Source organism: Rhodococcus yunnanensis NBRC 103083, from assembly GCF_001895005.1.
GTDB classification, from domain to species: Bacteria; Actinomycetota; Actinomycetes; order Mycobacteriales; family Mycobacteriaceae; genus Rhodococcoides; species Rhodococcoides yunnanense.
In genome coordinates, this window is sequence record NZ_BCXH01000004.1 from 199,992 (window position 1) to 224,556 (window position 24,565).

Consider the following 24,565-nt stretch of genomic DNA (forward strand, 5'->3'; position numbering starts at 1 on the left):
CAGCCTCATCGCGATCTGGCCATCATCGCAAGTTCGACCCTGGTCCTTGCGCCGATCTTGTTGATTGCGTGCGAGACGTGAGTTTGAACGGTTCGAGGTGAAATATACAGCTGGCGCGCAACTTCGGTGCCGGACAGCCCGGACGCGATCAGTTCGGTCACGCGGAGTTCGGTCGGTGTCAGAGACTCCCAACCGGTGCTCGGTCGCCTGCGCGCGCCGGTAGCGCCGAGCCGCACTCCCACGGCCCGCAACCGCGACGTGACGCGTCGGCCCATGGCGGCAGCGCCGATGTCGTCGAGTGTGACGAGCGCGTTGCGGGCATGGTCGCGGGCCGCAGTCCTGTCACCGCCTGTGGCGGCAGCGCACGCCGCTTCCTCCCATGCACATGCCACGAGGATTCGATTGCCGAGTGCCAGGGCCGCATCGGCCGCGGTTCGAGCGAGGGCTTCGGTATCGAGATGGTTGCCGGTCAACGCCGATGCAAGAGTCACCGACGGTGCAGCTGCAGGGGTGATGTGTGTCTGCTCGGTCGTCAGGAACGAGTCGATGGCGTGCACCAGTCGGGTGTCGCCTGCTCGCACCGCTACTCGCGCGAAGTCGGCGGAATGCAGTCGAGCCATTGTGACCTGACGGTGAGCGATCAATTGTTCCCACGTGTTCCGTGCGAATTCCGCAGCGGCCGGCAGGTTTCCGCGTGCTTCGAGAAGCAGAACTCTCGCATGGTGTGTCAGTGCCATCCCGAACTGATCCGGCATGCTGCTCGCATCCCACGATGCCAATCGGTCCGTCGCCGCGGTGAGGTCGCCCTTGTAGATGTCGATCACCGTCCGTGGCCCGACGTAGTGAGATGTCCGCGCCAATCCCGACGCCTCGAGAATGTCGGCGCCGGTGTCGTAGTGTGCCGCTGCGTCGTCCAGTCGGCTTCGGTACAGGTCGATGCTGCCGGCGATGAAGTGCCGGAACGGATCTGCCCACCGAGTGGACGAAATATAGTTCTCCTGGTCGATCTCGGCCATGAGCTCGGCTGCCGCCTCGGCCCCGCGTGTATACGTCTCGATGAAGGGTGGCATCAGGTCGGCGGCCGAGTTCTCCTCAGCTACGTCTGCGGCATCTCGTGCGGTGGCGAAGATGGCGATCTCGACGCCTGCGGGTCCGTTGCCGATCAGGAACTGGCGTACCGACTCGGCAAGCAGGCCGATCTGCGTGGATTCTTTCGTCACCACCGTGGACGGGGTGATGGGTACCGGGTGTCGACCGTCGAGTAGAAGCACCCAGGACCGAAAGTCGTTCAGCGATGTTCGCGTTGCGTCGTCGATCTCCAGAGCCTGGGTGCTGTCGATCATCTCGAGTACTCGGTCCGTGAGTCCTTGCGTGAGCAGTGAGAAGATCAGCACCTGACGGAGAGCGGCGATGGAGTCGGCGTCGTCGGTCGCAGCGAGCGCCGCTTCGGCGACGTCCGACGCGCGCTGCATCTGTCCCGAGTGAGCGAGTGCCCACGCTCTGGACACGGCAAGTTCGTTGGCCGCATTCGAGCCTCCGACGGTGTGCGCGACGGCGTTGTCGAGCAGGTCCACTGCCACTGCCGGGGCAGCGGCGAGCTCCTCGGTTGCGGCGCGGACCGCATCGAGCGCGTGCGGCGCGCCCGCGGCAACGAGGTGGTGCGCAACCGATTGTGCGTCTCCGTTCTTACTGGTCCACTCCGCGATAGCCGTGTGCAGAAGGGTTCGAAGTGCGGGCGCCAGGCGTTCGTAGGTGACTTCGGCGTAGAGATCGTGTGCGAATGCAAGTCGCCCGTCGTCGGACAGCGTGACGATTCCACCGTCCATGGCGACCTGTACGGGTTCGAGCAGAGCTGCCGGATTGCTCCCGTCGATGGCGGCCAAGTCTGCCAAGGTTGCCGCCGAACCCCACACGGCCAACTTCTGCAGCAGCGTCCGGGCGGGAGCGTCGAGAAGCGAGAGTCTCTCGGACACGGACTCTTCGAGAGTTCCGACGGGCGAGGAATCGACACCCGACTTGAGCTCGGCACTGTCGCCGAGTATCTCGATCGCCCCGGCCCGATCGAGCTGGTCCATGAGGGCCGTGGTGTGCATCGGGTTCCCGCCGGTGGTGACGAGTCGTTCGAGCAACCGCGGGTTCGGCCACGCGCCCAGTCGGCTGTGGGCGAGCATTTCGATGTCCGCCGAGTCCATTGCAGGCAGAGTCCAGTCGCGCACGGCGGGTCTGGCAGCGAGCGTGATCAGTTGTTGTCTGACTGGGACACTGCGCCAAGCGACCACGAGGGCCAACGGCAGATGCCGGGCGGTGCCGGCGAGAACGTTCAGAAGCCCGAGAGTTCCGGCGTCCGCGTGATGAGCATCGTCGACGACCAACAGCAACGGACCCTGCGCGCACAACTCGTCGATGCGTGCGAGCAGTACCTGATCGAAGTGGGGTGGAATCGTCGCGGGGAGCTCGATGCCGAGCTGCTCGGCGGCCATACCGTACGGGCGCCGCCAGGACAGCTCGTCCCCGGTCGCCCACCGCGTCGCGACAGCCGTCCCGTACGCGATCTGCCTGAGGAGATACGTTTTTCCGGCCCCCGGACCGGCAGTGAGCATCAAGGTCCGCTCACCGACGCCGGTCACCGCCGCATGCACTGCAGCGGTCACCTCGGCGACGACGGTGCGTCGAATGCCGGAGTCCGACCGCAGCAACATTGCCGAATCGTAACCGGATGTACCCCGTCAGTGCCGACTATCGCTCTCGAAGCGGTATTCGTGTGCAGCGCGACCGACTAGTTCGAGCGCTCCGTTCGATCGGCAGGTGCCAACGCGTCGGCGAGCATGTGCATCGCAGCAGTGGTGGACAGCGCTCGCACGATTGCACGGTCGCCGGGAAGCCGAAGTGTGCGGGTGGTGGTCGGCCGGTCGGCGCGGGCGAGTGCGAAGCAGACAGTGCCGACCGGTTTGAGGTCGGTGCCGCCACCGGGGCCTGCTACGCCGCTGGTGGATATCGCGATGTCGGCACCGAGTCTGCTCAGCGCGCCTTCTGCCATCATCGCTGCCACCGGCTCGCTGACGGCGCCGTGCTCGTCGATGGTCTCGGCGGAGACGTCCAGAAGGCTCGTCTTCACCTCGTTCGCGTAGGACACGACCGCGCCGGTGACGTACGCCGACGAGCCTGCGCGATCGGTGAGACGGGCAGCGATCGAACCGCCGGTGCACGATTCTGCGGTGGCGATACGGTGGCCGGCCAACCGGTGTGCCACGATGTCGTCGATGGTGGATCCGTCCGTGGAAAAGATCTGCGCGCCATGCTGTTCGTCGATGAGACCTGCGAGGTCGGTGTACGTGGTGGCCGCGGATTCGCGATAGCGGGTCACCATTTCGAGTTCTCCGAGCAGTAGGCACGTGGTGATCTCGAGATCGCCGAATCCCGTGATCCGGCGTTCGGCCGTCCGTAGCGTTGCTGCCAGGTCGGCTTCGGACAGCCCGTATGCGCGAATGGTGTTCTGACGGATGTGCGCTCGGCGCGTCAAGACCTCGGCGACCGGTGCGCTCTCGAGTGCGCCGGGCCACATCGCCTGCAGTTCGCGAGGCGGGCCGGGCAGTATCAGCACGGCGGGCAGCGTCCCGGAATCGTTGGGATGCAGCGCGACACCGGGGGCGGTTCCGGTCGGTGGGATGGAATGCGCGCCGTGCGGAACCAGCGCTTGTTTGCGGATGCCTGCCCGCATCGGCTCGGAGTCGGCCGACGACGTCATCCGGCTTCGCCATCGCTGCACGATCGCGTGGATGCGCTGCTCCAGTTTCTCGTCGAGGTGCAGCTCGCGGCCGTACAGAGCGGCAACCGTCGCCACGGTGAGATCGTCGGCGGTCGGACCGAGACCGCCGGTCGTGACGATCAGGTCGACGCGTTGATCGGCGAGAAAGCGCAGTTGTGCGGTCAGGTCGTCGGGGCGGTCACCACAGATGGTGATGTGGGCAACCTCGACTCCCATCTCCAGCAGCCGCTGTGCCACCCACGGGCCGTTCCTGTCGGTCACGCGACCGGCCAGAACCTCGGTTCCCGTCACCACTACACCCGCTCGCACCGTCATCGCTCGACCATACTTGCGGCCGACGATCGGCGAGGACGGCAGCCGCGCGGTCACCGGAGTCGGGCAGCCAGACCGTCGCGGAGGTAGGCCACGGCGGCCCGTACCCGCCGGGTGGGGTCGGGTGTCGCGGAGTAGACCGCGTGGATGTCGGCGGACGGCGTGTCGACGTCCGGGAAGACGTGCGTCAACAGTCCCTGTTCGATCAGAGGGGCGACGTGCCACATCGAGCGCATGAGAAGACCGTGGCCGTCGACGCACCACTGTGTGGTGACGTCGCCGTCGTTGCTGATCAAGCTCCCGGACACTCGCACCGACGTCTCGTCACCCTCCCGCCCGAATCGCCACAACGCGAAATCTCCCTCGTCCTGGCGGAGAACGATGCAATTGTGCTGTTCGAGGTCCTTGAAGGTGCGGGGAGTTCCGTTGTTGCGCAGATACTCCGGGGAAGCGCACACCACTCGGCGGTTCGGGTGCAGCGTTTTAGCTGCGAGCCGAGAGTCCCGAAGGGTGCCGACCTTGATCGCGATGTCGACGGGCGCTCCCGCCACCACCACAGGCTTCGCCGACAGTTCGACGTCGACCTGCACGAGTGGGTTCCGATCGACGAATTCCGCGAGCAGCGGACCGATGTGAGCCCTCCCGAGGCCGACGGACGAGTGCACTCGGATGGGGCCTCGCAGTTCGGAGTAGTTGCCGGTGATGGACTCTTCCAGTTCGGCCAGTTGCGCCGTGATGGTGGCGGCGCCCGCGGCATAACGTTCGCCCTCGGCGGTCAACGTGAGTCGACGTGTACTGCGCTGGACCAGGCGTACTCCGAGTCGCTTCTCCAGACGTGCGAGTCGTTTGCTCACCGACGACACGGAGACGCCGAGTTCGCGGCCCACTTCGGTCAAGCTGGCGGATCGGGCGACAACATCGAAGAAACCTATTTCGTCGGACATCGAATCGGCTCCTGGTCTTCTGTCGTTTCAGGCAAGTCTATCTTGCTCTCGAGCGTCTTTCTCCGACACTTCTTGCCGGATACGGTGGTTCTCATGGGAATAACGCATCGCATCGCCGCGATCGCCGGCGATGGAATCGGAACCGAAGTGATGCCGGAAGGCATCAAAGTACTCGAGGCAGCGGCCGCAGTCTTCGACTTCGCAGTCGACATCGAGGAATTCGACTACGCCAGCGCGGAGTACTGGAGCAGGACAGGGCAGATGCTGCCCGACGGCTGGTTCGACGAGCTCAGTACATTCGACGCCATCTTCTTCGGCGCGGTGGGATGGCCCGAGGTGGTTCCCGACCACGTGTCGCTGTGGGGCAGTCTGCTGCAGTTCCGCCGCCACTTCGATCAGTACGTCAACTTGCGACCGGTGAAACTGCTTCCGGGAGTGCGTAGTCCGCTGGCCGGCCGGCAGCCGGGCGACGTCGACTTCTACGTGGTCCGGGAGAACACCGAGGGTGAGTACTCGAGCATCGGCGGCACGATGTTCGAGGGCACCGACCGCGAGGTCGTCATGCAGGAGACGGTCATGACGCGCACCGGCGTCGACCGAATCCTGAAGTACGCCTTCGACCTGGCTCGCACGCGGGAGGCGAAGCATCTCACGTCGGCCACGAAGAGCAACGGCATATCCATCACCATGCCGTACTGGGACCAACGCGTCGAGGCGATGGCCGCGAGCTACGACGACGTGCGCGTCGACAAGTATCACATCGACATACTGGCGGCGAACTTCGTGATGCACCCGGACTGGTTCGACGTGGTGGTGGCCAGCAATCTGTTCGGCGACATCCTGTCCGACCTCGGGCCTGCCTGTACCGGAACGATCGGAATCGCGCCGAGCGGAAACATCAACCCCGAGCGGCGTTTTCCGTCGCTGTTCGAACCAGTGCACGGATCCGCCCCGGACATCGCAGGTAAGGGTGTCGCCAACCCGATCGGCCAGATCTGGAGCGCGTCGATGATGCTGGAACACCTCGGCGAGAAAGACGCAGGCGCCGCGATACTGCGAGCCGTCGAAACAGTCTTGGCTCGAGGGGGTTCCACGCTGACTCCTGACATGGGCGGGACGTCGGCCACCGCCGATCTGGGCAACGCGGTCACCGCGGAGTTGACCCGCGCCGCCCGCTGACCTGCGCGCCCGCGCGGGACTCAGTAACCTGCGCGGGCGGTGCCACCCGGTGAGGGGCCGATGTATCGCTGCGCCAAGGCCTCGGATCCGCGCGCCAGCAGCGCTGCGTCGGCCCCCACCAGAACGAACTCGGCGCCGCCCGCCACGTACGCATCCGCCTGCTCGGGTACGAAAGCGTTGACACCGACAGGCTTGCCCACGGCAGCGACATCGGAGAACACACCGTTCACGCAGGCGACGACGTCGGGGTGGGTTTGCTGCCCCAGGAGACCCATCGACGCCGCGAGGTCGCTCGGTCCGACGAAAATGCCGTCGATACCAGACGTTGCGGCGATGCCGCGTGCATTGCTCGCACCGACCGCGGATTCGATCTGTACGAACACCGATACATGGTCGGCGCCGTCTCGGAGGTAGTCGTCCACCCGGTTCCACCGTGCCGACCGCGCGAGGGCCGAACCGACACCCCTGCGGCCCACCGGTGGGTACTGCGCGGCTTCGGCGACCTGCTGCGCCTCCAGGGCGGTGGATATCATCGGAACCAGGATGTTCTGAGCGCCGAGGTCGAGAACCTGTTTGATGATCACGGTGTCCGCGACGGGTATCCGCACGACCGGAGTGATCGGGTACCCGGACACTGCATAGAGCTGTGCAAGAACCGATTCCAGACCGTTGGGCGCGTGCTCCATGTCGATGAGGACCCAGTCGAGACCGGATCCGGCCATTATCTCGGCCGCGACAGGGGAACCGGTGGTGATCCACCCGCCGAACAATGGTCGTCGGGCGGAGGCCAGTACCTCCCGGAAGGTGGAGTTCAGACGAAACGGCACGAGATGGTCCCCATCGGCCCGTAGTCCGCCAACACGGTGTCGCCCTTCTGGACCCACATCGGTCGGGTGAACGATCCGGCCAGCACCATCTCCCCGGCTTCCAGACGGTCACCGTGTTGCGCCAGCTTGTTCGCAAGCCACGCAACGCCGGTGGCAGGGTGGTTCAGAACAGCCGCCGCGACCCCGGACTCTTCGATGGTCTCGTTGCGGTACAGCAGTGCGCTGACCCAGCGAAGGTCGACGTCCCGCGGTGGAGTCGGGTTGCCTCCGTACACCATTGCGCCCATCGCGGCGTTGTCACTGATGGTGTCGACGATCGTGCGGCCCTCCATGTCCAGGCGCGAACTGAGGATCTCCAGAGCGGGGATGACGTAGTCGGTGGCGCGAAGGACGTCGAAGACGTTCACATGTGGACCCTCCAGCGGCCGGCTCAACACGAACGCGAGCTCGACCTCGATCCGCACATTCGAGAACTGGCCGTGCTCGATCACGGACCCGTTCTCGAAGACCATGTCGTCGAATATCGCCCCGTAATCAGGCTCGGTAATTCCGGTCGCAACCTGCATCACCTTGCTGGTGAGCCCGATCTTGCGGCCGACGAGGCGTCGTCCGCGCTCGATACCTCTGCGTTTCCATTCGTTCTGCACCGCATAGGAATCCTCGACGGTCATGTCCGGATATCTGGCGGTCAGTCGAGGGATCGTCGACCGGGAGCGCTCGGCTTCTGCGAGCTCGTCCGCGATGTCGGTGATCGTCTGTGCGGGAAGCATCGATCCTCCTGGAACGAAAGAGTGTGGACAGCCGACGTAGGCTGCGCGTCCGGACGGTTACAACTGTGCGCCGAGTTTGAATTCGCCCTTCTTCCACGAGGGCAGGTCCTCCTCGTCCTGCTTGCGGGTGTACGAGAATCCGTCCGCACCGATGGTGACCGCCATTTCGGACTCGTCGGTGCGCGCGAGAACCGGTTGCGGGTTTCCGTCGAGGTCGAGGACGATGGACGCGTCGGTGTACCAGCTCGGAACGACCGGTGTGCCCCACCAGTCTCGCCGCTGGTTGTCGTGCACATCCCACGTGACGACCGGGTTGTCGGGGTCGCCGGTGTAGTAGTCCTGCGTATAGATCTCGACGCGGTGGCCGTCCGGGTCGCGCAGGTACAGATAGAACGCGTTGGATACGCCGTGGCGGCCGGGTCCGCGCTCGATGTGGTCGGACATTCGCAGAGCTCCGAGCTTGTCGCAGATCGAGATGATGTTGTGCTTCTCGTGAGTTGCGAAGGCTACGTGGTGCATTCGCGGCCCGTCACCACCGGTCATCGCAGTATCGTGGACAGTGGATTTGCGACGCATCCACGCCGCGTAGGTCGTGCCCGCGTCGTCCTGGATGTCCTCGGTGACCCGAAATCCCAAGTCCTCCATGTACGCCACCGCGCGTGGGACATCGGGGGTGACCTGATTGAAGTGATCGAGCCGCACCAACGCGCCGGGCGTGTACAGGTGGTAGTGCCATGCGAGACGTTCGACGTGCTCCACGTCGTGGAAGAATTCGTACGGAAAGCCCAGCGGGTCCTCGACGCGTACCGAGTCGCCGATTCCGGTGGTGAAGCCTTCGGAGTTGCGTTCGACGCGGCATCCGAGTGCGGTGTAGAAGTCGACCGCCTTGTCGAGATCCTCGGGGCTACGGACTCGGTAGGAGAACGCAGCCACCCCGGCCACCGGCCCGCGTCGCAGCACGAGGTTGTGATGAATGAACTCCTCGAACGAACGCAGGTACACGGCGTTCTCGTCTTCTTCGGTGACGACGAGTCCGAGCACATCGACGTAGAACGCGCGGGAACGAGCAAGGTCGGTGACCACGAGTTCCATATAGGCGCACCGCAGTACGTCCGGCGGTTCGACGGAGGGGGTCGGAACACGGTTCGCCGTGCGCTCGTGAGAGACCGGGGTAGTGGTCATCGCGTCATCCTTGCTGAAGATAAGTGGGTCTGTGGTTTGTGATCAGTGGGCAGTGGGTCAGTCGTCAGTGAGCTGCGGCGTCGGACTTGCCGAACGTCGGATTGTGTACTTTGCCGAGGGTGATGTGGACAGCCTGCTGCTGGGTGTAGAAGTCGATCGAGCGATAGCCGCCCTCGTGTCCGAGGCCGGACGCTTTCACTCCGCCGAACGGAGTTCGAAGATCACGCACGTTGTTCGAGTTGAGCCACACCATGCCTGCTTCCACCGATTGGGAGAAGTTGTGAGCTCGCTCGAGATCCTTGGTCCAGATGTAGGCCGCAAGCCCGTACCGGACGCCATTGGCCAACCGCAATGCCTCGTCCTCGGTATCGAACGGGGTGATCGCCACCACCGGACCGAAGATCTCCTCTTGGAAGATACGGGCATCGGGCACCACGTCGGCGAATACGGTGGGCTGCACGAAATTTCCGGTCTCGAATCCTTCCGGCCGGCCGCCTCCGGCGACCAGTCGCGCTTCGTTCTTACCGATCTCGATGTAGCTCACCACTTTGTCGTAGTGCTCGGGGTGTACGAGTGCGCCGACCTCGGTTGCCGGATCGTGCGGATACCCGACGACCACGCGCTGTGCCTGTGCTGCATAGCGTTCGACGAATTCGTCGTAGATCGACCGCTCGACCAGAATGCGGCTTCCCGCAGTGCACCGTTCGCCGTTGAGCGAGAACACCCCGAAGATGGTCGCGTCGATGGCAGCGTCGAGGTCGGCATCGGCGAAGACGACGGCGGGGCTCTTACCTCCCAGTTCCATCGACAGACCCTTCAGGAACGGTGCTGCGTTGGCGAAGATGAGCTGGCCGGTGCTACTTTCGCCGGTGAACGAGATCAGCGGAACACCCGGATGTTTGACCAGGGCGTCGCCCGCCTCTTCGCCGAGCCCGTTGACGAGGTTGAACACTCCGTCGGGTAGCCCGGCTTCCTCGAAGATCCCCGCCCACAGCGATGCAGACAGCGGTGTGAACTCGGCTGGCTTGAGTACCACGGTATTGCCGGTTGCCAACGCGGGGGCCAGTTTCCACGATTCGAGCATGAACGGGGTGTTCCACGGCGTGATGAGGCCCGCGACACCGATCGGAGTTCTGTTGACGTAGTTGATCTGCCGTCCCGGCACCTTGTAGGTGTCGTCGGACTGGGCCACGATCAGGTCGGCGAAGAACCTGAAATTCTCCGCGGCTCGGCGCGCTTGGCCGAGAGCCTGAGTGATGGGCAGACCGGAGTCGAACGACTCGAGTTCGGCGAGGCGAGCGTCGCGCGACTCGACGATATCGGCAACGCGGTGCAGGATGCGGGAGCGTTCGCGGGGGAGCAACCGCGGCCACGGGCCGTCGCGGAAAGCCGTCGTGGCGGCCTCGACGGCAAGATCGACGTCGGCCTGCTTGCCTGCTGCGGCCGTGAGATAGACCTGGTTCGAGACCGGGTCGAGAACGTCGAACGTGTCCGCGTCGACGGAATCGACGAAACGTCCACCGATGTAGTGCTGGATCGTGGTGGGCAGGTCCTCAGGGATGTGTCGAGGTGGGGCGTCGGTCACGGTGTCGGTCATGATGTCTCCATATCGCGGTTCAGGAAGCAGGGAGGGTGGAAGTGTCGTCTGGATGCTCGTGAATCAGGTATGCGTCGAGCGTGGCGGAACGGTGTGGGTGCGCCGCCTGCTCTGTGTCACCGATCGATTCGGTCGTTTCGGCAGAACTCGTCGTATTTGCCTCGCCACTCGGCGTTGGGCGGAAACAGTCCGTCGACGGCCTGCCCGGCAGCGACTTGTTCGGCGATCCACTGGTCTTGTTTCTCCTGTGCCGACGCGGCGTCCGCGACCTCCTCGGCCAGCGCAGGGGGAATGACGATGACGCCGTCGCCGTCACCGACGATGAAGTCCCCCGGCTGAACCGTCGCACCACCGCACGCGATCGTCAGATCCGAATCCCACGGGACGTGTCGTCGCCCCAGCACCGCGGGATGAGCTGTCGCCGCGAACACCGGCAACCCGATCTCGACCAGCGCATCGTGGTCGCGAACCCCGCCGTCGGTCACGACGCCTGCTGCGCCACGAGCTCTGGCGCGAAGGGCAAGAATGTCTCCCAGTGTCCCGGAACCGAGTTCGCCGCGGGCCTCGATCACGATGACCTCGCCCTCGTCGACCGCGTCGAACGTGCGCTTCTGGGCGTTGTATCCGCCTCCGTGTGAATCGAACAGGTCTTCACGGTTGGGCACGAACCGCAACGTCCGAGCTGTTCCGACCAGGCACGTGCCCGGGCTGAGAGCGTGCACACCGTCGATGGACACGTTGTTCAGCCCGCGCCTGCGCAGCTGTTGCGACAGTGCTGCGACCGGTACGCCGGCGAGCTTGTCGAGGAGGCGCGCTCGATGGGTCGCCGCCGACTCGGACACCAGACCGGCCGCCTCGGGCGAACCCCAGGCGTCGATGCGTTGGGCGTCGTCGGCCGCGGGAATCGAACCGATGTCCGGATCGAAATCGACGGTCCCCTGAACGACGGTGGTGACGAGCCGGCCGGAAGTCGGGGATCGCTGCGCTGCAGGAGAATCGACCTCCACCTCCACTCGGTCGCCTGGTTGGACGACCGAGGACCCTGCCGGAGTGCCGGTGAGTACGATGTCGCCGGTCTCCAACGTGAGGTGCTGTGACAGGTCGGCGATCAGCTGGGGGAGGGTGAAGAACATGCCTGCCGTCGTATCATCCTGTACGAGAACACTGTTGACCCAGGTGCGAATTCTGATCTCTGTCGGGTTCACCGTGCGTGCGTCGATCACGTCGGGGCCCAATGGGGTGAAACCGTCACCGCCCTTGGACCGAACGTTGGACCCCTTGTCGTTGGCCCGCAGATCGTAGAGTCCGAAGTCGTTGGCAGCGGTGACTCCGGCAACGTGATCCCACGCGTGCTCGATAGTCACCCGACGGGCAGGCGCTCCGATGATCAGAGCGACCTCTCCCTCGAACGCCAGCAACTCGGTGCCCGCTGGACGTTCGATCGATTGCCCCGATGCTGCAAGTGAACTGGACGGCTTGAAGAAGTACGACGGTGCGGCCGGACGGCGACCACGCTGGTCGGCACGAGATGCGTAGCTCAGGTGTACTGCAACAATTTTTCCTGGTTTCGTTCCGGATGCCGCGGCGGGTGCGGTTCGGTTGTCGTCGGTCATCGCTCTCCTCGATCGAGCTGACTAGCGTAGTGCAGATCGTATCTGATCTGCGGTTGAAACCGCATCGAATTCATCCGACTCGATGCGGGTCGAACAGACTGTTCGGCAACGGAATTCGGCACCCGTGCGGTGTGAAGGACGGTGGGGGAATTGCTGGCACACTCCATTTCTGTTCAGCTGACACGTCTTCGGCGCGAGGAGACATCGACAATCCCGACGGTCAGTGCGATCGCGAGAAAGGCTGCGACAGAAAGCATGCCGAACCCGTAGGCGTGACGGTAGACGCTCACGTCGACGGTATCGGTTGCCCCGGTCTCTCGGTAGATGGACGAGTAGAAGAGCGACAGGCCGATCGCCGCGCCGACTGCGCCGCCGACGCGCTGGCCCAGCTGTCCGACCGAACCGGCCAACCCGGCTTGTCCAACCGGAACCTCTGCGAGAGTGAGAGTTTGGTTGGGTGTCATCACCAGTCCGCCTCCGATTCCGCCTACTGCCATCGCCGCGGCCATGGCCCAGGGGGTGAGAGTCGGGGTCGTCAACGTCGCGAGCACGAGTAGGGCTACTCCTGCAAGCACGGTCACCAGGCCGCTCACCACGAGAGCTCGTCCGATTCGGGCGATCACCCGGCCTCCGATCCACGCCGCCACCGCGCTCATCACTGCGAAGCTGATACTCACCATTCCCGCGTACACCGGTGCGAGGCCGATGCCGTGTTGTAGGTAGAGGGTGCTCATCAACAGGATCACCGGATTGGCAGCGAAATATGCACTGGCCAAGACTATTCCGTTGCGATACGACGGAACCCGGAAAAGACCGGGTGGGACGAGAGGGCGGCGGCCCGACGCCTCGTAGTGACGCTCCCACACGGTGAACGCACCAGCCAGGGCGGCGAAGAGGGCAAGAATCCACCATCTGCGGGGGTCGTCGTGGGGCGAGCCCGTGGTGAACAGGAACGGGGCCATCAGGGCGAGTACCGACACCGTGAACAAGACCAGTCCCACGGGATCGAGTTCGAGCGTGCGCCCGGAAGCCGGTGGCGGAGGCGGCAACGCCCACCGAGCGAGCGCAAGTGCGAGGAGAGCGAGTGGCAGGTTCATCCAGAAGATCCAGCGCCATCCGTCGGTCGGCCCGCCGATGGCGATCGCCAGTCCGCCGAGCGTCGGCCCGACGGCCATGGTCATACCGACCGTGACGCCGAAGATTCCGAAAGCCCGCGCGCGCTCGTCTCCCTGGAACAGGGTTTGAACGAGGCCGAGGACTTGAGGCATCTGAATACCCGCTCCGATACCTTGGGCCAGCCTGGCCGCGAACAGCATGTCTGGAGTAGGCGCCAGTGCGCAGGCCAGGCTCATGGTGGCGAAGATCGTCAGTCCGATCACGAACAGCAATCGACGTGATCTCTGGTCCCCGATCCGTCCCGCCGGCACCAGCGCGAGACCGAACGTGAGAACGTAACCCGACACGATCAGCTGTAGCTCGGTCGAGCTGGCACCGAGCGCATCTTGAATCGAGGGCAGCGCAACGTTGACCTTGGTCAGATCGAACACCGTCGTGACCGTGACCACCATGCAGACGGCGAAGGCGCGCCAGCGTTGCGGCGGAGTGAGCGCGACCTCCTCGTCCGGCCTCACCGAGACGTCTATGTCGTCTCACCTACCGCCGCGCCGACCTCGTTCGCGGGTACAGTACTGGCGGACAGAGGGATTCGGCCCCGAAGCCGGTCGATCAGAGCATTCGGGTCTCCCGGCGCCTGATCGCCGCGCCACGCCACGTGCTGGTCGTCACGGACGATGACGAAGCGGTGCCGGTAAGTCTCGGGAACACGAGAGGGGTCGACGTCGACGACCGTGAGGGGCATCCCGGCAACAGCTGCCGCGTCGAGGAGTCCACCGAGTTCGGACGCGTCACCGAGGGAGAGGATCGTGTAACCGCGCCCGAGCATGTCGTAGAGGGATACGTCGTCTGCCAGCCAGAAGTGCGGGGCGCGGCACCCGGGCACTGTCGACGGGATGTACGTCCCCATCGTGTAGTCGGGTGCGCTCTCCGCGTCGTACTCGATGATGGGAGAACGGGAGTAGGAATACCCGAAGTTCAGGCCTGCCGCCGCGAACTGCTGAACGTTCAGGTCGTAGGCGAGCCGACCGAGACGAGCCCGGGCGGCTTCTCCTGCGGCCGAGGCATCTTCGATCTCCGTGGGCACCTCACCTTGTGCGATCTTGCGCTGGTGACCCATCGCGAAGCGTGAGACCTGGTCGGTGATCGGCAAGCGTTCCGCTTCGTAGGTGTCCAGAATGCCCTCGTCGCCCCACCCGTCGAGGTAGGCCCCCAGTGTCCACGTGAGGTTCAGAACGTCCGCGATACCGGCATTCATTCCGAATCCGGCGTACGGAACCCACAGATGCGCAGCGTCGCCGGCAATGAAGATGCGTCCCTGCCGGAAGCTGTCCGCCACCAAACGGCGAGCCACCCAGTCCTCGGTGGAGAGCACGTCGTAGTCGAACGAGTCGTCGACCCCCAGGATGGTGCGGATCGCGGCGTCTCGGTCGACTCCGTCGCCCTCACCTTCCTCGGCGGCGAGATAATTGTGAACCAGAAACGTCTCGACGCCGTCGATGGCATAGACGTGTCCGTTGCGGCGGGGGTTGAATGTGTAGTACGCCCAGGCCCGTTCGCCCTTCATCTCGGCGTACAAGTGTGGCGCCCGAATGCACGTGGACTGCACCCGTTGCAGTACCGGATCGCCGTGAAAGCTCGAACCGATCTTCTTGCGTATCACCGATCGGCCACCGTCGGCGCCGATGAGGAACTTCCCGCGCACTGTCCGCTCGGTGCCGTCGCGATCTGCGATCCGCACCGACACTCCGCGCTCGTCGGGCTCGACATCGACATATCGAGTCTCGTTGAGCAGGGTGACCAGAGGCAGGCTTGCCGTGTGCGCCATGAGAATCGGCTCGAGGAATTTCTGATTGACCCGATGCGGCGGTTCGGGAGTGGCCCACTGCGCGTCCGGTCCGACGGGGTCGGCGCGCCGCCCCGCGGCGGACGGAATCGGAATCCGCCCGAACTCGATGCCTGCCATTGTGGTTCGAAAGGCGATGTCCTGCGGGTAGTCTGCAGGCAACCCTGCAGCACGCACCGCGTCGGCAACCCCGAACTGCCGGAACCGTTCCATCGTTCGTGACGCCACGTGGTTGCACTTGACGTTGGGAGCCTCCAAGTACTGCCGCGACTCGATCACGACGGACGTGATGCCACGGCTGTCGAGGTCCATGGCTGCGCTCAGGCCGACCGGCCCGCCGCCCACGATGACGACGTCGGTCTCCATGATGGAGTTCATGCTGTTCCCTCTCGTGCAATCGTCATGTGCATCAGCCGATTCCGCGTGCGATGGTGCCGAGGTGATCGAGCATGAGCCTGCGGGCTCGATCCTCGTCGCCGTCTCTGATCGCGTCCACGATCTCTTGATGCTTCTCGGTGCTCCGCTGTGCACGTTCGGTGTTCGTCCTGGCGGAATACAGTTCGTATCTCGGCCGTGACAGGGCTCGTACGCTGGCGGCGATCGCAGCGTTGCCACTCATCAGACCGATGTGGGAGTGGAATTCCAGGGCGACCGGATCGAATTTCTCACCGTCGTCGTGGTGTTGCGCGGCGGCGTCGACGAGGGCCTGAAGCTCGGCGATGCCCTCGGGGTCACACCGGCGAGCGGCCAGTGCGGCGGCAGCCGGTTCCACGGCATGTTGAGCGTCGAGAAGGTCGGTGGCCGTCATCCCTGTCATGTGCAGCTGCACCGACAACGCGTCGGTGAACTGCTCGATGTCGCCTGCAGTCGGGATCTGCTTCCCGGTGGCATCGCCGCGGCGGTCCAGTTCGTGGTACTCGCCCGAGAAGTACAGCAGCGGTTCACCACTGGTCCCACCAGCCGCCATCACCTCGCCGACGAGTATGACGTGGTCACCGCCTTCGAGCGTCGCGTGGACGCGGCAGTCGAACCAGCTCAACGCCCCGTCGATGATCGGCGCTCCTGTGGCTTCTTCCCGGGTGGCGATGCCGTCGAACAATTGGTGCGACCGGCCGCGCCCGCGGGTGGAGAAGTACCGCGACACTTCCTGCTGCTCACTGGCGAGGACGTTGACGGCCAGCACACCGCCGTCACCGATATCGGGAAGGATGGCACTGTTCTGATTGATCGACACCGTCACCAGCAAGGGGTTCAGTGAGAGCGAGACGAACGACGTCGCGGTGACGCCGTAGACGTGGTCTCCGTTGCGGGTGGTCACGACCGTGACGCCTGATGCGAATCGGCCCGCAGCATGACGGTACTGGTCGATGATCCTGGGTACGGCGTTGTCGGTCATGTCAGTGCTCGCTTCTCGGTGCGGATGGAGGTGACGGGCGAGACGTCACCCATTGCCAGTACGTGAACTCGTCGAGGTTCCAGTGGCCGCCGTATCGACCCCCGTTCCCCGACTGGCCCATTCCGCCCATGGGGATGTGGGCGGAGTCGTTGATCGTCTGTCCGTTGATGTGCACCATCCCGGTTCGCAAGCGAGCTGCGATCGCGAGTGCGCGGCTGACGTCCCTGGTGTGAATCGCAGCGGACAGTCCGTAGTTCGACGCACCCGCGAGCCTGATCGCTTCCTCGTCGGTCGAGAACCGGGTGATCGGTGCGACCGGGCCGAAGATCTCGGCCTGGAATGCGGCGTTGGCCTCGTCCACACCATCGAGAACCGTCGGCTGATAGAAGGGCCCTTCGTAGCGACCGCCGGTCGTGATGGTGGCACCGCCCGCCACGGCGTCGTCGACGACTGCCTGGACCCGACGTGCCTGCCGCTCGTCGATGAGCGGACCCATCGTGACGCGGGTGCTCGTGGGGTTGCCGATCTTCAAGGATTTCGCGTAGGCCGTGAGACGCCGGACGTACTCGTCGGCGATGGACTCGTGCACCAGGTGGCGTCCGGTCGCCATGCAGATCTGCCCTTGGTGCGCGAATGTGCCGCGTTGGGCGTGGATCAGCGCGTTGTCGAGATCGGCGTCCTCGAAGACGATGAAGGCGTTGTTTCCGCCGAGTTCGAGCACCACTCGCTTGAGCAGACCGCCGGCGACCTCGCCGACTCGTCGACCCGCGGCCGACGATCCGGTGAACGAAATCATGTCGGTGTGTGGTGACCGAACGAGCGCCTCACCGATGTCGGGTCCGCCGACCACAACCTGGAAGATGCCGTCCGGCAGGCCCGCCTCGCGGAAGATCTGGGCGATGACGCTGCCGCCGCTCAACGCAGTCTTGACGTCCGGCTTCAGGATGACCGCGTTGCCGAGCGCGATGGCGGGGGCGATGGACCGCATGGCGAGCATCAGCGGCGCGTTCCACGGGGCGATGACGCCGATGACCCCGACGGGCACGCGGCGGGCCATACTGAGCACCGACGGTTCGTCGTGGGGGAGCAGCTCGCCATAGGGTTGATCGGGAAGTCCTGCAGCCGAACGAAGTTCGTCGATCGTCTTGTCGATCTCATGATTGGCTTTGGTGCGAAGAGCGCCGGTCTCCCTGATCATCAGCGCCTGCAGGTCTCCGCGCATCGCTTCGAGCGCGGACCGGGCGCGTTCGATCACGGCGATGCGAGAGCGGAACGGTGCGGCGGCCCAGGTGAGCTGGGCCGCCGCCGCGATCTTCCCGGCCTGTTCCACGTCGGAGTCGAGCGCGAGCGCGACGCTGCCGATCTGTTCGCCGGTGGCCACGTCCACTATCGCTGTCCACCCGCCCGAACCCGTACCCCACTCCTCGGTGGGGATGGCACCGAACAGGGACTTTTCGCTGTCGTCCGACTTCATCGAGACCTCCTCGTCACACGGCGACCATTGCCGCCCAACACTATTTGGACCACCGTGAACTACTCAGGTGCGCCGTAACCGAAATTGCCTCGTATTGTTCCGACATGGTGTCGGGTACGGACGAGCATGCGCGGGTCATGGAACCAACGCCGGAACCGGGGCCGCCGGGTTGCGCAGAAAACAGCCGATCACGTCCACGGCCGCCTCCGGTCGGTCTCCCTTGATGTCGTGTGCGGCTCTGTCGAACACCACGAGCCTGCAGTCGGGAAGACCGGAGGTGTAGAACTTCCCGTACGCCGGATCGAACAGTCCGTCGCGGGTGCCGTAGAGAACGAGCGTCGGTGACGCCGACTCCGACATCCTGGCCACCAGATCCTCGTCGGTATCCTGTGCGGTCAGCCGCATCATCAGCGCTGCTTGGTGAGGACCGAGCCGGCGATCACGCCGTTTCGTCTCGTTCCAGTTGATGTCCTCGGGATCGGGAGGACCGGTTCGGCCCGTCCCTTCACGGAATGCCCCAGGGGCTTCGAGCACGTGTGCAACAACCTGTTTCGGCCGCTTGACGGCGATCCACAGAGACACTGCCGCACCGATCGAGGTGGCGAGCAACCGGTACTCGGTCAGTCCGATTCCGTCGATGGCGGCGATCATGGTGTCGGCCAGCTGCTCGAGCGTCATCGTCGTGACGTTCGGTTCGTCGCCCCAACCGGGCATCTCGAAGGCGACGACGTGAAAACGTTGCGCGAGAAGGAAGTGCGCGTCGTCGAGTTCGATGCGCAGCCCGCTTCCCCCGTGCACCATGACCAGGGTCGGCCCCGTTCCGCCCTCGAGATAGTCGATGACGAACCCGTCCGCCTCGACGGTCTTGTGTTCGAATGCAGCCATGATCTCAGCGTGTTCCATCGACCTGTCCTCGATTGCTCGGTGAGGAGGGTGCGGACCGGTCGTCGATCGCGCGCAGTGAATACTGGTCCAGCGTGGACGATCCAGCGCGCAGTGCGGACAGGATCGCGGCCTCCTTCGCGACGCGTTCCGCTGCGCTGTCGACGGTCTCACCGTACGCGGATTGCGGAATGCACACCACGCCGTCGGCGTCGGCGACAACGATGTCTCCACGGGAAACGGTGACGTCGCCGAACACGAGTGGTTGTCCCTGAACACCCGACCATCTCTTCGCCGTGCCGCGGACCGAGATGGAACTACTGAACACCGGAAAGTTCAGTGCCGCTTGTTCCTTCGTGTCGCGGACACCGCCTGCGATGACGAGCCCGGCGATGCCGCGAGCGAGTGCGCCGACGGCCATCACCTCTCCCCAGTGCCCGTGCACGGCGTCACGTGCGTGGGCGACGATCACGTCGCCGGGTCCGGCTTCGAGGATGGCCCAGTGCAGAGCGAGGTTGTCTCCTGGTCCGACCTCGACCGGGTAGGCGCGTCCTGCGACGGCTGCTCCTGCCCATGCCGGTCGCAGCGACGTCGGCAGTGCGTTGGGGACCGGGCAGGATTCGTGCAGCGTCGCCGAACCCCACGCGAGCAACTGTGCGGTGTCGACGGTCGCGATCATCGTGCTCCGTCCTTGCGCTGCAACGTGTGATAGCCCTGCTGGGCGCGGGCCTCACCGAGCGATGCGCCGTCGAGCACGGCTGCCAGGATTCGGTCCTCGCGGGCGTCGATCTCGGCTGCGATGCGCAGCACTTCCTCCTCGATGTCGCGAGGAATCACCACGACGCCGTCGTCGTCGCCGACGATGAGATCACCGGGATGGATCTTGACTCCAGCGATATCCACCGGTTCCTGAACGGCGGCTACTTCGACACGGTCCTTGCCGGTGCGCATGTACCGGCCCCGGCTGTAGATCGGATACCCGAGGTCGAGTGCCCGTGACGCGTCTCGGCAGACCCCGTCGATGACCGTGCCTGCGACGCCCTTGGTATCGGCGATGGCAGTGAGAATGTCGCCCCAGACGGTGCAGTCCGTCCGCGCGTTGTTGTCGAGCACGACCACCTGTCCGGGCTCGACATCGTCGAGGTAGTCCCCGACCGTTCCCGGAGGGTTGCCCGCCGCGACGTAGCGGACGGTGAAGGCGCGCCCGCTCACTCGCTGCCCGTCGGCGAGCGGAACAATGTCGAGCAGGCAGCCGTCGCGACCGATTTTGTCCAGTGCGTCTGCGAGTGTGGCGGTGGACGTGGTCAGCAGGCGATCCGTTGTCTTGGTGGTGGTCACGGTGTTCCTTCGGGTAGGTGCGCGGCGGCAGTCGGGAATCGGGAGTCGTGCATGAGCTCGGCGACCGTCCGGTCACCGTGCACAGCGGCCAACATGTCCACTTCACGGGCAGCGATGCGCTCGGCCAATTCGACGACGCGCTCGGCATCGGCCGCCGAGACGAAAGCGAGGCCACTGCGATCGGCGACGACCCAGTCGCCCGAAGACACCTCAACACCGGCGATGACGATCGGCTCGTCCATCGACTGTTGCACGATGCGCCCGCGAGCGCTGACTGCCACCGCGGCGCGCGCGAAGACGGGTAGACCGAGATCGGCGTTCTCCTGAACGTCGCGGAACGCTCCGTCGACCACGACGCCTGCTGCTCCGTGTCGTGTTGCAGCCGCGCCGAGCAAGCCGCCCCAGCACGAGACGTCGGTTCGTCCGTCGTTGGCGATGACGACGACTTCACCCGGTTGCAGGTCGTCGACGAGGGCGGCGGCGATGTGGGCCGCGGGACCGCCCTCACGGCGGTTGGTCGCACGTACGGTGCGCACCCTGCCGAGCAGGGTGGCGTCGGGCAGGGTGATTCCGCTGATTCCGGTCACTGCACCCGCAAGTCCGAGCGTGTCGAGCGCGTCGGAGAGCGCGCAACTGTCGAGGGCGGACAGGCGCGTCCGAAGATCCCCGGTCATGCCGGTGCCCAGGTGACGAAACCGAAGGCGTTGCCGCTGCCCGCTTCGGTGCGGTAACCGGGCTCGTAGACGACGGTGTCGACGTCGAGGCCTGCGGTATGGGCTGCTCCGGCGACGGCGATCCAGTTCCGCAGCTCCGAAGTGCCCGAGGTCATGATGTCGGCAGGGATCGAGCGCAGATAGTCGGCGTCGTGCACTTCGAGCGCTTCGAGGAAGTCTCGGTCGAGCTCCTCGTCGACGACGAAGTGGCTCAATCCACCCGACGCCACGACACCGACGCGGATGTCTTTCGGGTAGCTCTCGATGGCCTTGGCAAGTGCGACACCGAAGTCGTAACTGCGTTTCGCAGACGGCGGTGTCGGCTCCCAGAAGGTGTTGACGAAAACGGGCACGAACGGAATTGTCGACTCCTGGCCGAGGATGCGCTGGTAGATGTAGCCCCAGCCGTGGGGGATGCCCGAATTTCGGTAGCGACCGGGAGGCAACTGCTTGGACGCCGCTGTGTCGAAGCCTTGGGTCAGGGTCGAATCGATGATGTGGGCTGCGAGTTCGGAATCCACCGGGCGTGCGATGAGACGGTCCGGCACATCCCCGAGTGCCGCTGCGGCGAGCCCCGGACTCATCGCCGCGAGATGGTCGTCGTCGAAGGGGACGTGGTCGACGGACTCGCCCCAGTAGACGGCGAAGGGCGGTAGCAGTTCGTCCCCGAAGATCTCCTTGTGATCGCTGGAGACGATCACCACGACGTCGTACTCCTGCTCGGCGGCGAACCGGCCGAGTTCGTCCAACGCAGATTGCACCGAGTCCCATCGGCTCGCCATCTTCTCGCCGGTGATCTCGTGCGAGAAGTCTTTTCGCACGGCTTTGAGAGCCGCGTAGTCGTACGACTTGCCCTGGTACCGCAGCGCCGTGTTCGCGCGATCCGCCTTACCGCGTTCGAACCATTCGTCCGGCGGCGCGACCTTGAGCTGGGGGCCGTGCGATGTGCCGAATCCGCCGACTATGTGTGCCATTCACGCTGTCCTTTCACTGGTGACGGGAAGTCGGAGTGAGAACAGAGACTCTGCGTTGGCGTGCAGAAGCGCGTCGCGCTGTTCAACCGTGAGCCACTCGATGTCCTCGACCAACAGATGTATGTCGTCGAACCACCGACCCGTCGCCGGATCGATCTGTGAACCTGTACCCGGCTTCTCCGTGCCGAACAGGCAGCGATCGACCCCGACGGTGTCGAGGAGCAGTTCGATCGAATTCTGCGTATAGAGGCAGGTGTCGAAATAGAGCGAGCGCAACCTGTCGAGGTAGGGAGTCGCCCCGCTGCGCACGCCACCGGGCAGGAAACGTCCGACCTGATAGGGGATGGCGCCGCCTCCGTGGGTGATGATGAGTTTGAGCTCGGGGAAATCCTTCAGTACATCCGAGGACAGCAAACTCCAGATGGCTACTGTCTCTTCCTGAATGAAGTGCAACGAGTACGGCTCCCGAGCCGGGGCGCGGCAGCCGGCCGCGTGCACGATGGCGGGCACGTCGAGTTCGACGAGCGCCTCGTAGAGCGGGTACCAGAACTTGTCACCCAGCGGCGGGGGAACCTTGGTTCCCTCGTAAGGGTCCGGATTGAGGAGCGCTCCGACGAATCCCAATTCTGTTACGGTGCGCCGCAATTCGGGAATCCACTGCTCGACCGAGAGGTCCATGGTCTGGGGCAGTCCGGCGATGCCTCGAAACCGATCGGGAAACAGCTGGGTGTTGCGATGGATGACGTTGTTCACTTCCTCGGTGAACGCCTCGACGATCCGTGGTGGATTCTCGCTGTGCATCATCTGGTACGGGCGCGGGGAGATGAGCTGGATGTCGACGCCCGCGGTGTCGAGGTGGTGGAAGTGCGAGACGTCGCCGAAACTAGCATTCGGTGCCGTGTACGCCGCCCGCAGCTGATCGTCGGACAGTGTGGGTGGCCGTACCCCGTGCGAGCCGCGATGAGCGAGGAGGCCCGCTTTCCATGCATACAACTCGCTCGGCGCCGATACGTGGCCGTGAACGTCAACGATCATGATGGGGTGCTCTCCAAATCGGGATGGATGGGTCAGAGGGTAGCGACACGTGAAATGATCTCGTGCACATCGGCATCGGTCTCACTTCGGTCGTATGCGCGCAGCAGCCGCGTGCGACCCGCGCCGGGATCTCCGCGGTGCAGGTACTCGTACATCTCCTGGCGCAGGCCGAAACCGTCGTTGACGAGCTCGGTGGCGAGGCGGAACAAGCGCGACTTCTCGGCAACGCCGATGTCGTGCCCGTGCATGTACTTGTCCAGCAACGGTCGAAGCTCAAGGGATGCCAGGTCGGCTTCGGACGGCTGCATGACGAAACCGCTGGCTCCTATGCGACGGATGATCTCCACGACTCGGCCGGACACCTCGGCCGACCAGAATCCGAGACCGTGGCTTGCCGTCGGCGCGAGAAGTCCTGTCGGCGTCGGGGTCGCCAGTGCCTCGGCGCCTGCGATCGCGAGTCGCAATGTCTCGGTGTAGGAGATGATCTCGCCGAGATCCTCCTGGATGCCGCGGAAACTGTCGACACCGATCGCGTTCGCCACCATGGCAGCGACGGAGGCGAACAGCTTCAGGCGTTCGTGGAAGCGGATGTGCGTGGACTGAATGCTCCACGCGTTGATGCGAGTGAGCCCCTTCGCCGCGAGCAAGCCGTTGCCCAACAGGAAGACTCGATCCCACGGCACCAGTACATCGTCGAAGAACAGCATCGCGTCCTGTTCGTCGTAACCCGACGCGAGGATGTTCGTACGGTCGGGACGAGCAAGCGGCCCGCGGCACAGCACCGTCAGCCCGGGGGCATTCATCGGCAGCGCGAACCACATCACGAACTGTTCTGCGCCGCGCTGCGCGGTCACACCGTTGAGGTAGATCAGGACCTCGTGCGAGAACGGAGCGAGGGTCGCGAGTTGTTTCGCGCCTCTGATGACGATGCCCTTGTCGTTCTCCTCGATGACGCGCAGCGCGAGATCGGGGTCGTCGAGCGGACTTGCGCTGCGGTCGATCTGGGGATCACCGAGGGCGTGCGTGAGAACCAGGTCGTTCTCCATCGCATAGGAATGGTAATTCTTGGCGTTCTCGCCGAACCCGGCCCGATCCGCTTCGAGCTCGCGGTGGTAATCCCACAGTCCGACCACGACATTGGCCATGAAGTCGGGGGAGCGACCGAGCTGGCCGAGAGACTGGCGCATCCACCACTCGGAGGCCCTGAACTTCGCACGCAGCTCTTCCGGGGTGCTGGGCAGCGAATAGGACCGGCTGACCAGGTTCCCGGTCTCGGGTGAGCGAAACGTGCTCACCGCCTGCGACTCCGGGTCGGCAAGTCGGCGTTCGAAGAGGTTCGCGAAAACATCTACGGCGGGCTTGAACGCGGGGTGATCCGCCACGTTGGCGACTCTCTTGCCGTCGACCCACACTTCGCGGCCGTCGTCGAGACTTTCCCGGTAACTGTCTCCGGTCTGAAGTCCTCGCGCGGTCGTCGTCTGCAACGCCATGGTGCTCCTTGTGTGACGGAAGTTTCACGCGCGGCCCGAATGTGGCCGACGCCTCTCGTATTCGAGGCTAGGGTTCGGCATCTGCCCAGTTCATCGGTTGAGTGCGTGAAGCTG

Annotated in this window: 20 protein-coding genes; 1 reads left to right on the top strand and 19 read right to left on the bottom strand. The window is 64.7% G+C overall.

Translation table 11 applies throughout. The features are described 5' to 3' along the window. Nucleotides 1–5 precede the first annotated feature (5 nt). From RY1_RS09225 to RY1_RS09235, 3 genes are all read right to left on the bottom strand, one after another. Entirely contained in the window at nt 6–2,699 is a 2,694-nt protein-coding gene (locus tag RY1_RS09225) for a LuxR C-terminal-related transcriptional regulator (RefSeq protein ID WP_072803229.1), read from the bottom strand. Between the two features lie 77 nt (nt 2,700–2,776). Further along, nucleotides 2,777–4,081 carry a competence/damage-inducible protein A gene (locus RY1_RS09230; protein WP_072803413.1) on the bottom strand — a complete coding sequence of 435 codons (1,305 nt, stop codon included), beginning with the start codon at nt 4,079–4,081 and terminating at the stop codon, nt 2,777–2,779. A gap of 50 nt (nt 4,082–4,131) precedes the next feature. Beyond that, nucleotides 4,132–5,022: a LysR family transcriptional regulator gene (locus RY1_RS09235; protein ID WP_072803230.1), complete on the bottom strand. Its 891-nt coding sequence runs from the start codon at nt 5,020–5,022 to the stop codon at nt 4,132–4,134. Between the two features lie 93 nt (nt 5,023–5,115). Between RY1_RS09235 and RY1_RS09240 the strand changes: the two genes are divergently transcribed. Further along, nucleotides 5,116–6,201 carry a tartrate dehydrogenase gene (locus RY1_RS09240; RefSeq protein WP_072803231.1) on the top strand — a complete coding sequence of 362 codons (1,086 nt, stop codon included), beginning with the start codon at nt 5,116–5,118 and terminating at the stop codon, nt 6,199–6,201. A 20-nt stretch (nt 6,202–6,221) separates the two neighbouring features. On the opposite strand, the gene RY1_RS09245 is transcribed toward RY1_RS09240, so the two are convergent. From RY1_RS09245 to RY1_RS09320, 16 genes are all read right to left on the bottom strand, one after another. Beyond that, nucleotides 6,222–7,028, bottom strand: a complete 807-nt coding sequence (locus RY1_RS09245; protein ID WP_072803232.1) for an HpcH/HpaI aldolase family protein — start codon at nt 7,026–7,028, stop codon at nt 6,222–6,224. Next, complete coding sequence (gene hpaH, locus RY1_RS09250) at nt 7,013–7,798, bottom strand: 2-oxo-hept-4-ene-1,7-dioate hydratase (RefSeq protein ID WP_072803233.1); 786 nt, start codon at nt 7,796–7,798, stop codon at nt 7,013–7,015. Before hpaH ends, RY1_RS09245 begins: the two co-directional genes overlap by 16 nt. A gap of 57 nt (nt 7,799–7,855) precedes the next feature. Further along, nucleotides 7,856–8,980 (bottom strand): 3,4-dihydroxyphenylacetate 2,3-dioxygenase, encoded by a 1,125-nt coding sequence (gene hpaD / locus RY1_RS09255; protein WP_072803234.1) that lies wholly within the window; start codon nt 8,978–8,980, stop codon nt 7,856–7,858. A gap of 64 nt (nt 8,981–9,044) precedes the next feature. Further along, entirely contained in the window at nt 9,045–10,577 is a 1,533-nt protein-coding gene (gene hpaE, locus RY1_RS09260) for a 5-carboxymethyl-2-hydroxymuconate semialdehyde dehydrogenase (protein WP_072803235.1), read from the bottom strand. 116 nt (nt 10,578–10,693) lie between these two features. Next, nucleotides 10,694–12,190, bottom strand: a complete 1,497-nt coding sequence (locus tag RY1_RS09265; RefSeq protein ID WP_072803236.1) for a fumarylacetoacetate hydrolase family protein — start codon at nt 12,188–12,190, stop codon at nt 10,694–10,696. Nucleotides 12,191–12,363: 173 nt separating this feature from the next. After that, nucleotides 12,364–13,821: an MFS transporter gene (locus RY1_RS09270; RefSeq protein WP_072803237.1), complete on the bottom strand. Its 1,458-nt coding sequence runs from the start codon at nt 13,819–13,821 to the stop codon at nt 12,364–12,366. 8 nt (nt 13,822–13,829) lie between these two features. Then, on the bottom strand, nt 13,830–15,527 hold the full coding sequence (locus tag RY1_RS09275) for an FAD-dependent monooxygenase (RefSeq protein ID WP_072803238.1): 1,698 nt from the start codon (nt 15,525–15,527) through the stop codon (nt 13,830–13,832). 31 nt (nt 15,528–15,558) lie between these two features. Next, entirely contained in the window at nt 15,559–16,545 is a 987-nt protein-coding gene (locus RY1_RS09280) for a flavin reductase (protein ID WP_072803239.1), read from the bottom strand. Nucleotide 16,546: 1 nt separating this feature from the next. Continuing rightward, a complete protein-coding gene (locus tag RY1_RS09285; RefSeq protein WP_072803240.1) occupies nt 16,547–18,019 on the bottom strand; it encodes an aldehyde dehydrogenase family protein in 1,473 nt (490 codons plus the stop codon). 135 nt (nt 18,020–18,154) lie between these two features. Beyond that, nucleotides 18,155–18,904 (bottom strand): alpha/beta fold hydrolase, encoded by a 750-nt coding sequence (locus RY1_RS09290; RefSeq protein WP_169914621.1) that lies wholly within the window; start codon nt 18,902–18,904, stop codon nt 18,155–18,157. A 4-nt stretch (nt 18,905–18,908) separates the two neighbouring features. Further along, the gene (locus RY1_RS09295) at nt 18,909–19,580 is read right to left on the bottom strand and encodes an RraA family protein (RefSeq protein ID WP_072803242.1); all 672 of its coding nucleotides are present in this window, start codon (nt 19,578–19,580) and stop codon (nt 18,909–18,911) included. Next, entirely contained in the window at nt 19,577–20,239 is a 663-nt protein-coding gene (locus tag RY1_RS09300; protein WP_072803243.1) for an RraA family protein, read from the bottom strand. Before RY1_RS09300 ends, RY1_RS09295 begins: the two co-directional genes overlap by 4 nt. Further along, the gene (locus RY1_RS09305; RefSeq protein ID WP_072803244.1) at nt 20,236–20,913 is read right to left on the bottom strand and encodes an RraA family protein; all 678 of its coding nucleotides are present in this window, start codon (nt 20,911–20,913) and stop codon (nt 20,236–20,238) included. Before RY1_RS09305 ends, RY1_RS09300 begins: the two co-directional genes overlap by 4 nt. After that, nucleotides 20,910–21,926 (bottom strand): DODA-type extradiol aromatic ring-opening family dioxygenase, encoded by a 1,017-nt coding sequence (locus RY1_RS09310; protein ID WP_072803245.1) that lies wholly within the window; start codon nt 21,924–21,926, stop codon nt 20,910–20,912. Before RY1_RS09310 ends, RY1_RS09305 begins: the two co-directional genes overlap by 4 nt. Continuing rightward, on the bottom strand, nt 21,927–22,961 hold the full coding sequence (locus RY1_RS09315; RefSeq protein WP_072803246.1) for an amidohydrolase family protein: 1,035 nt from the start codon (nt 22,959–22,961) through the stop codon (nt 21,927–21,929). 32 nt (nt 22,962–22,993) lie between these two features. After that, nucleotides 22,994–24,451 (bottom strand): 4-hydroxyphenylacetate 3-hydroxylase family protein, encoded by a 1,458-nt coding sequence (locus tag RY1_RS09320; protein ID WP_072803247.1) that lies wholly within the window; start codon nt 24,449–24,451, stop codon nt 22,994–22,996. Nucleotides 24,452–24,565: the final 114 nt, after the last annotated feature.